Here is an 8,717-nt window from a genome sequence, read left to right on the forward strand (position 1 = left end):
CGCATGCGGCGTATCCTGGCCGCGTGATCGAAGACATCCAGAAGCGCGCCCTGCATCGCACCCGCATCCTCGAAGGGCAGGTGCGCGGGCTCGCACGGATGATCGAGAACGAGGACTACTGCATGGACATCATCGCCCAGTCCCGAGCGATCCAGCGGGCGCTCGCGTCACTGGACAAGCTGCTGATCGAGAATCATCTGCGCACGCACGTCGCGCACATGTTCGCCGAGGGCGGCGATCAGCGCGAGCTCGCCGTCGCCGAACTCCTCAAGGCGTACGACCTCGAGACGCGCTGACCGCGGCATCCCTCCGGTCCGACCGAATCGCAAGGCCGTCGCCGCGACACGCCGGGTGCGGCGGGATCCGCGCGGCGTGCCGCGCGGCAACCCTTGCAGTTCGGTTCTGAACAGGACGGATGCCCGGGGTGGATGCCGCAGCCGGATGCCGAGGGCAGCTCAGGAGCTGACGGGGCCGAGCCAGGCGGCGGCGACGGTGGCGTGCGCCGATTCGGGGTCGGACGGGTGGAACATGCCGGCGAGCACGTCGCGGTAGAGGCGGCTGAGCTCGTTGCGCTGGAAGTACGACGAGCCTCCGGCGACGAGCATCGCCTCGTCGACGATCTGCTTGGCGGCCACGACCGCGCGGTGCTTCAGACCCGACAGTCGGGGGAACCACTGCCCGCCGTGATCGACGAGGACGTCCACGTCGTGTGCGATCGCCGCGACCTGGGGGAGCAGGCCGTCGTAGGCGAGCGCCATCTCCGCGATGCGCCAGCGGATGTCGGGATCGTCGCTGTACGGGCGCCCGGTCTTCTTCGACGTCCGCGTCTTCGCCGCCGCGACCGCCAGGTCGAGCGCGCGGCGCGCGACGCCGGTGTAGACGGATGCCAGGAGCACCTCGAACACGCTGAAGATGCCGAAGACGATCGGATCGGGGTTCGGGCCGGGCACGACGCGGCGAACGACACGGTCAGCGGGGGCCACGGCGCCGTTGAGCACCGTCGTGCGCGATTGCGTACCGCGCATGCCGACGGTGTCCCAGTCGTCACGGGTCTCGACGGCGTCGGTACGTTGCACGAACGCGTAGACCATCTTCGGATCCGCGGGGTCGGTCGTGTCGAGTCCGTGCAGACCCAGCTGCGTCCACACCGGCCCGAGCGAGGTGAAGATCTTGGTCCCCGTGAAGGAGTACGAGCCGTCGGCGGCGGGGACGGCCTGCGTGTCGCTGCCGAAGAGAACCAGATCGTTTCCTGCCTCGCTGATGCCGAACGCGAAGACCTCGCCGGCGACCGCGCCGGTCTGCACGAACCGCAGGTCATCGATGCCGCGATCGGACATCACCTTCGCGACTCCCGTCCACACGAGGTGCATGTTGATCGCCAATGCCGTCGCCGGCGCGGCGCCCGCGAGCCGCTGCTGCAGCACCGCGGCCTCCGCGAGCCCGAGACCTGCGCCGCCCAACGCGGTGGGGACGAGGATCGAGAGGTATCCGGCCGCCGTCAGTTCCGCGAGATCCTCCGTGGGGAAGCGGTTCTCGGCATCCACGGCGGCGGCACGCGAGCGGATGCGCTCGAGCAGGTCGTCCGGCAGGTATGCGGTCGCATCGAAATCGGTCACCCCTCCATCCTGCCCCTCGTCACCTGCCTCAGGGTCGCCGCCGGTCCCGTGGTGCCGCCGACGCGGCAGGATGGAAGCATGATCTCCACCGAGTTGGCCCTCGCCCTGCGCGATGCCGGTCTGCTGTGGCGCCCGGCATCCGGGGACCGATTTCAGCTCGACGAGCCGGAGTTCGAAGCGGATGTCTTCACCGTGAGCGAGATGACGATCGAGCCGCGGCAGTACGCGACCGGGGCGATCCTCGCCTTCAACGGCACGACCGAGTGGGCGCTGGACGCGGTCGCCCAGACCGATGCGCTCTGGCTGCCGCGAGAGGATCAGCTGCGGGAGCTGCTGCGCGGCGCGTTCCGCCGACTGGAACGGCTCGCCGACACCCACCGCGTCGAGATCGAGTTCGCCGGCGAAACGCACGCGTTCGAGCATCCCCAGCCCGAAGACGCGTACGCCCTCGCGGTGCTGCACGTGCTGCGCCGCATCTCCTGACGACGCCGCGATACGGATGCCGCGGCGTCAGCCGAGGGCGTCGAGGAGATGGCGCATCGTGTCCTCCGGGAGATCGCGGTGCGGGGAGTGCCCGGCCCCGGTCACCACCGACATCGTGATGAGCGGGTTGCGGAGCACCTCGGCGGCCAGCTCGCCCTGGAAGATCGAGAACACCTCCGGGTCCGCCGCGATCACGTGCGTCGGCACCGAGAGCCTCGCTGCGGCCGCACGCACGTCCCACGGCGTGTTCTGCAGGCTGGTCTGCTCGACCGCCCAGCGGCTCGCCTGCTGCGCGGCGCGGGCCTTCAGCTCGACGTCGAGCGGATGCCAGCTGGGGTGCTCCGCCCGCACCGCGTCGATCGACGGGTCGGCGAAGGACTGCTCCTGCCCGACGCGGACGTTCTCGCGATCGCGGTCCGCAAGATGGATCGCGGGGTCGATGAGCACCACTCGACGGGTCCAGTCGGGGTCGGCAGCGCTTGCGACGGTGACGGCGGCGCCGCCGAGCGAATGCCCGATGACGAGGTCCCACGGTGCGCCGTCGTCGGCGCGCGTCTGGCCCACGTCGGCCGCGTACGCGTCGATGCTGTAGTTCAGCGTGCGCGGCGCGGTGCCGTGGCCGCGCAGGTCGACGGCCGTCGCGAGCCACCCGGCATCCGCCAGGGCCACGCCGTAGCTCCACATGAGGGCACCGGTCGATCCGAGTCCGTGCACGAGCAGTGCGCGACGTCGGGCGCGTACGTCGCCCCACGAGAGCCGGGGCAGGGTCACAGCGGCAGTCATGTCGTCAGCCTACGGTCGCGTGCTGTCCGTGGGCGATGAGGATGTCACGTGATGACGGGGACGGGTTCGGTGTCGGGGATCGGGCTCGCGTCGCGTCCGCGCAGGTCGGGGAAGCCCCGCACGAAGAGCGTCGAGACCAGCGCGCCCACGATCGCGAATCCGGCCGCGGCGGCGTATGCGCCGGCGGGCCCGGTGCTGTCGATGAGGAAGCCGGCGACGGCCGAGCCGAGCGCGGCGCCGATGAGCTGTCCCGTGCCGATCCAGCCGTAGGCCTCGGCGGTCTCGCTGAACTTCACGGATGCCGAGGTCATCGCGAACATGACGGCCAGCGCCGGGGCGATGCCGACGCCCGCGACGACGAGGCAGGCGCCGACCCACCACGGGGTGGACGCTCCGATGTCGCCGACGACGAAGACGGAGGCGACGAGACCGGCGGCGACGACGCTCATGCGTCGCGCCATGGCCCACGGCCCCATGGGGATGTGTCCGAAGGCGAGGCCTCCGGCGAGACTGCCGACGGAGAAGACCGCCAGGACGAGACCGGCTTCCAGGCCGCCGTGACCGAAGGTCGCGACCACTGCGGCCTCGACGGCCGCGCACGCGCCGATGAGGAGGAAGCCGATCACCGTGGCGAGCAGGACCACGGGCTTTCCCAGCACCTTGCCGAACGCGCGGCGGCTGCGCGGGATGCGCACGCGCCCGACTTCGGGGGAGAGGATGAACCACGCCCCGCCGGCGACGAGGATCGTGACGATCAGCAGCAGCGCCGGCACCGTGCCGATCTGGGTGGCGACGAGGGTGATGACGACCGGCGCGAGGATCCAGATGATCTCCTGCAGGCTCGCGTCGAGGGAGAACAGCGCCGTCAACTGCCGTGCGTTGACGAGCTTGGGGTAGATCGTGCGCACGGCCGACTGCACGGGAGGCGTGGAGAGGCCGGCGATGAGTCCGAACACCATGTATCCGGCGACCCCGAGGGGGATCAGGGCGAGGGCGAGCAGCGCCGCCGCGCACACGGCGGTCGTCAGTGTGAGGACGCGCCGCATGCCCCAGCGGCCCATCCACCGGCTGGTGACGGGGCCGGCCGTCGCCTGACCCACGGATGCCGCGGCCAGCACAAGCCCGGCGGAGGCGTAGGAGCCCGTCATCTGCTCGACGTGGAGCAGAATCGCCAGGCTCGTCATCCCGTTCGGAAAACGCGCGGTCAGCTGTGCCGCGATGATGCGCGCCACGCCCTGCGTGCGCAACAGTTCCCGGTATCCCGCCACCCCTCCACGCTACCCGTCGGCGCCGACACCGCGACACGCCGGACGGATGCCGCGACACGCCGCAGTCGAGATTCCACAGGCTGATGGATGTCGGAAGCCCCCCGTAGCGTCCGGGCTGTGGATGGCGGTTGCGAGGGCGATCGAAATCCGCGCGATTCAGGCTTTTTCCAGGCTTCGCGATTCGCGGCATCCTGTGGATGAAACGGTGGAAAAGCTGTGTTGTACATGGGGAGAGCGGTGCAAAACTACACGGATGTAACTACTAGCCCTTGTGGTGCTATCCAACGTCCGTACCCATATGTAGTATTGGACTCCCGGCGGGGGCACGGCCGGGATCACAGGCGAGAAGAGGGCGGAATCCCAACGGGATCGATCCGCGCAGACCAAGGGGAGAGAAGGAACGACATGGCAATCACCGTCTACACCAAGCCCTCGTGCGTGCAGTGCAATGCGACCTACCGCGCACTGGACTCGAAGGGTATCGACTACGAAGTGCTCGACCTCTCGGAGGACCCGGCGGCGCTCGAGCACGTGAAGTCGCTCGGGTACCTGCAGGCTCCGGTCGTCGTCACCGACGAAGACCACTGGTCGGGCTTCCGTCCCGACAAGATCGACGAGCTCGCGAGCCGTCTGGCCTGACATGCCGACACTGACGAGCGCCCCGCTGCTCGTCTACTTCTCGAGCGTGTCGGGAAACACGGCGCGATTCATCGAGAAGCTCGGTCTGCCGGCCGTCCGCATCCCGCTCGCCCCTGGCGACGCACCTCTCGAGGTCGACGAGCCCTTCGTGCTCGTGACACCGACCTACGGAGGCGGCCAGGGGCGCGGCGAGGAGAAGGGCGCCGTTCCCAAACAGGTGATCCGGTTCCTCAACGACGAGCGCCATCGTCACCTCATCCGTGGAGTGATCTCCGCGGGAAACACCAATTTCGGCGAGTCGTTCTGTCGCGCCGGTGACATCATCAGCCGCAAGTGCACCGTGCCGCACTTGTACCGGCTCGAACTTTTCGGCACGCCCGACGACGTCGCCCGTGTGAGCGACGGATTGGAACGATGGTGGAAGCTGCAGTGAGCCCGGCGACCTTCAAGACCGACGCACGCTTCGAGGGAATGGACTACCACGCCCTCAACGCGATGCTCAACCTGTACGGCGAGGACGGCAAGATCCAGTTCGACGCCGACAAGCGTGCCGCACGGGAGTACTTCCTCCAGCACGTCAACCAGAACACGGTGTTCTTCCACTCCCTCAAGGAGCGCCTCGACTACCTGGTCGAGAAGGAGTACTACGAGGGCGCGGTGCTGGAGAAGTACCCGTTCGAGTTCATCCAGCGCCTTAACGACCGCGCCTACGGGGCGAAGTTCCGCTTCGAGACCTTCCTCGGCGCGTTCAAGTACTACACCAGCTACACGCTGAAGACCTTCGACGGCAAGCGCTACCTCGAGCGCTTCGAGGACCGCGTCGTCATGACGGCCCTGGGCCTCGCCGACGGCGATCAGCAGCTCGCCGAGAAGCTCGTGGACGAGATCATCTCGGGACGCTTCCAGCCGGCCACCCCCACCTTCCTCAACACCGGCAAGGCGCAGCGCGGCGAGCTCGTCAGCTGCTTCCTGCTGCGCATCGAAGACAACATGGAGTCGATCGCCCGCGGCATCAACTCCGCCCTGCAGCTGTCCAAGCGCGGTGGCGGCGTCGCGCTCCTGCTCAGCAACATCCGTGAGGCCGGCGCTCCGATCAAGCAGATCGAGAACCAGTCCAGCGGCATCATCCCCGTCATGAAGCTGCTCGAAGACAGCTTCAGCTACGCCAACCAGCTCGGCGCGCGCCAGGGCGCGGGCGCCGTCTACCTGTCGGCGCACCACCCCGACATCCTCCGCTTCCTCGACACGAAGCGCGAGAACGCCGACGAGAAGATCCGCATCAAGACGCTCTCGCTCGGCGTCGTGATCCCCGACATCACGTTCGAGCTCGCCCGCAACGGCGAGGACATGTACCTCTTCTCGCCGTACGACGTCGAGAAGGTCTACGGTGTGCCTTTCGGTGACATCTCCGTCACCGAGAAGTACCGCGAGATGGTCGACGACGCCCGCATCAAGAAGACCAAGATCAACGCGCGCGAGTTCTTCCAGACGCTCGCGGAGATCCAGTTCGAGTCGGGCTACCCGTACATCATGTTCGAGGACACGGTGAACAAGGCCAACCCGATCAAGGGCCGGATCAACATGTCCAACCTCTGCAGCGAGATCCTGCAGGTGAACACCCCGACGACGTACAACGAGGACCTCTCGTACGCCGAGATCGGCAAGGACATCTCCTGCAACCTGGGCTCGATGAACATCGCGCTCGCGATGGACGGCAAGGACATCGCCGGCACCGTCGAGACCTCGATCCGCGCTCTCACTGCGGTCAGTGACCAGAGCCACATCGCCTCGGTGCGCTCGATCGAAGACGGCAACGACCGCTCGCACGCCATCGGCCTCGGCCAGATGAACCTGCACGGCTACCTGGCGCGCGAGCACGTGCACTACGGCTCCGAAGAGGGCATCGACTTCACGAACATCTACTTCTACACGGTGCTGTTCCACGCGCTGCGCGCCTCCAACCGCATCGCGATCGAGCGCGGCACGGCCTTCGACGGCTTCGCCGACTCGACCTATGCGTCGGGGGAGTTCTTCGACAAGTACCTCGAGCAGGAATGGGTGCCGCAGACCGACCGGGTGGCGGAGCTGTTCGCCGGCATCCACATCCCCACGCAGGAGGACTGGCGCGAGCTGAAGGCGTCGATCCAGGCGCACGGCATCTACAACCAGAACCTGCAGGCGGTGCCGCCGACCGGCTCGATCTCGTACATCAACAACTCGACGAGCTCGATCCACCCGATCGCGTCGAAGATCGAGATCCGCAAGGAAGGCAAGATCGGCCGCGTCTACTACCCGGCGCCGTTCATGACGAACGAGAACCTGGAGTACTACCAGGACGCGTACGAGATCGGCTACGAGAAGGTCATCGACACCTACGCGGCCGCCACGCAGCATGTCGACCAGGGGCTGTCGCTGACGCTGTTCTTCAAGGACACCGCCACCACGCGCGACATCAACAAGGCGCAGATCTACGCATGGCGCAAGGGCATCAAGACGATCTACTACATCCGTCTTCGTCAGATGGCGCTCGAGGGCACGAACCTGTCCGAGTGCGTCTCCTGCATGCTGTGACGCTCGCTCCACGACCGTTCGAAGGAATGACGACATGACCCCGTCCGAGCCGCTCAAGCTCATCGACCACGTCCAGGCGATCAACTGGAACCGCATCCAGGACGACAAGGACCTCGAGGTGTGGAACCGCCTCGTGAACAACTTCTGGCTGCCCGAGAAGGTGCCGCTGTCCAACGACATCCAGTCGTGGGCGACGCTCACCCCCGACGAGCAGACCACCACGATGCGTGTGTTCACCGGACTCACGCTCCTGGACACCATCCAGGGCACCGTGGGGGCGGTATCGCTCATCCCCGACGCGATCACGCCGCACGAAGAAGCCGTGTACACGAACATCGCGTTCATGGAGTCGGTTCACGCGAAGAGCTACTCGTCGATCTTCTCGACGCTGTGCTCCACGCCTGAGATCGACGACGCGTTCCGGTGGTCGGTGGAGAACCCGAACCTTCAGAAGAAGGCCCACATCGTCATGGACTATTACCGTGGCGACGAGCCCCTCAAGCGCAAGGTCGCCTCGACCCTGCTGGAGTCGTTCCTGTTCTATTCGGGCTTCTACCTGCCGCTGTACTGGTCGAGCAAGGCCAAGTTGACGAACACGGCCGACATCATCCGCCTCATCATCCGCGACGAGGCCGTGCACGGCTACTACATCGGCTACAAGTTCCAGAAGGGTCTCGAGAAGCTGACGCAGCCCGAGCGTGACGAGATCAAGGACTACACGTTCTCGCTTCTCTACGAGCTCTACGACAACGAGGTGCAGTACACGCAGGACCTCTACGACGGCATCGGGCTGACCGAGGACGTCAAGAAGTTCCTGCACTACAACGCCAACAAGGCGCTGATGAACCTCGGCTACGAGGCGATGTTCCCGTCGCAGCTGACGAATGTGAACCCGGCGATCCTGTCGGCCCTGTCGCCGAACGCCGACGAGAACCACGACTTCTTCAGCGGGTCGGGTTCGTCGTACGTCATCGGCAAGGCCGTCGCGACCGAGGACGACGACTGGGACTTCTGATCTGACCGACGTCGTCAGACGGATGCCGCGACGCCCCCGGACTGTGCTCGATGAGCCGGTCCGGGGGCGTCGTCGTCTCCGCACCCCTCTGAGCATCATGCTCGCGCGAGCCGGTCAGGAGATCACGACGGGCCCGAAGGTCACCGGTCCCGGGCAGGAGCCGCCCTCGGATGTGTAGGGGATCTCGACCTGCAGATCCCGTGTGACGATGCCGTCGCGATCGGTGATCACCACGCGCATCGTCGTGCCGGGCTCGATGCTGACGATGCTCGTGTCGCCGACGTACGGCGGGTCCAGCGGCAGCTCTCCGCGGCCGTCGCCGTCGAGGGGGAGGGCCGCCGG

At 66.9% G+C, this 8,717-nt stretch carries 9 protein-coding genes and 1 pseudogene; 6 read left to right on the forward strand and 4 right to left on the reverse strand.

Annotation, left to right across the window (positions count from 1 at the left end; genetic code table 11):
• Positions 1 to 23: 23 nt before the first annotated feature.
• Positions 24 to 296: a metal-sensitive transcriptional regulator gene (locus tag BGN98_RS00575; protein WP_005052299.1), complete on the forward strand. Its 273-nt coding sequence runs from the start codon at positions 24 to 26 to the stop codon at positions 294 to 296.
• Between the two features lie 159 nt (positions 297 to 455).
• Here BGN98_RS00575 and BGN98_RS00580 read toward each other — a convergent pair whose 3' ends face one another.
• Positions 456 to 1,616, reverse strand: a complete 1,161-nt coding sequence (locus tag BGN98_RS00580; RefSeq protein WP_288118753.1) for an acyl-CoA dehydrogenase family protein — start codon at positions 1,614 to 1,616, stop codon at positions 456 to 458.
• Between the two features lie 78 nt (positions 1,617 to 1,694).
• Here BGN98_RS00580 and BGN98_RS00585 point away from each other — a divergent pair, with 78 nt between their 5' ends.
• Positions 1,695 to 2,099, forward strand: a complete 405-nt coding sequence (locus BGN98_RS00585) for a pilus assembly protein CpaE (RefSeq protein ID WP_121189477.1) — start codon at positions 1,695 to 1,697, stop codon at positions 2,097 to 2,099.
• Between the two features lie 27 nt (positions 2,100 to 2,126).
• Here BGN98_RS00585 and BGN98_RS00590 read toward each other — a convergent pair whose 3' ends face one another.
• Together BGN98_RS00590 and BGN98_RS00595 are read right to left on the reverse strand one after the other, a co-directional pair.
• Positions 2,127 to 2,882, reverse strand: a complete 756-nt coding sequence (locus BGN98_RS00590) for an alpha/beta fold hydrolase (RefSeq protein WP_288118761.1) — start codon at positions 2,880 to 2,882, stop codon at positions 2,127 to 2,129.
• A gap of 44 nt (positions 2,883 to 2,926) precedes the next feature.
• Positions 2,927 to 4,150, reverse strand: a complete 1,224-nt coding sequence (locus BGN98_RS00595; protein WP_036290243.1) for an MFS transporter — start codon at positions 4,148 to 4,150, stop codon at positions 2,927 to 2,929.
• A 405-nt stretch (positions 4,151 to 4,555) separates the two neighbouring features.
• Here BGN98_RS00595 and nrdH point away from each other — a divergent pair, with 405 nt between their 5' ends.
• From nrdH to nrdF, 4 genes are read left to right on the forward strand one after another with little or no spacing between them, the layout of a single operon-like run.
• Complete coding sequence (gene nrdH / locus BGN98_RS00600; RefSeq protein WP_005052310.1) at positions 4,556 to 4,789, forward strand: glutaredoxin-like protein NrdH; 234 nt, start codon at positions 4,556 to 4,558, stop codon at positions 4,787 to 4,789.
• A 1-nt stretch (position 4,790) separates the two neighbouring features.
• Positions 4,791 to 5,222, forward strand: a complete 432-nt coding sequence (gene nrdI / locus BGN98_RS00605; RefSeq protein ID WP_016464602.1) for a class Ib ribonucleoside-diphosphate reductase assembly flavoprotein NrdI — start codon at positions 4,791 to 4,793, stop codon at positions 5,220 to 5,222.
• Complete coding sequence (nrdE, locus tag BGN98_RS00610) at positions 5,204 to 7,360, forward strand: class 1b ribonucleoside-diphosphate reductase subunit alpha (protein ID WP_121189480.1); 2,157 nt, start codon at positions 5,204 to 5,206, stop codon at positions 7,358 to 7,360. Before nrdI ends, nrdE begins: the two co-directional genes overlap by 19 nt.
• Before the next feature lie 34 nt (positions 7,361 to 7,394).
• Entirely contained in the window at positions 7,395 to 8,375 is a 981-nt protein-coding gene (gene nrdF, locus BGN98_RS00615) for a class 1b ribonucleoside-diphosphate reductase subunit beta (protein WP_005052315.1), read from the forward strand.
• 114 nt (positions 8,376 to 8,489) lie between these two features.
• On the opposite strand, the pseudogene BGN98_RS00620 reads toward nrdF, so the two are convergent.
• Positions 8,490 to 8,717 (reverse strand): annotated as a pseudogene (locus BGN98_RS00620) (hypothetical protein); the annotation flags it as partial.

The sequence above is a fragment of the Microbacterium sp. 69-7 genome, assembly GCF_001897985.1.
GTDB lineage: Bacteria > Actinomycetota > Actinomycetes > Actinomycetales > Microbacteriaceae > Microbacterium > Microbacterium laevaniformans.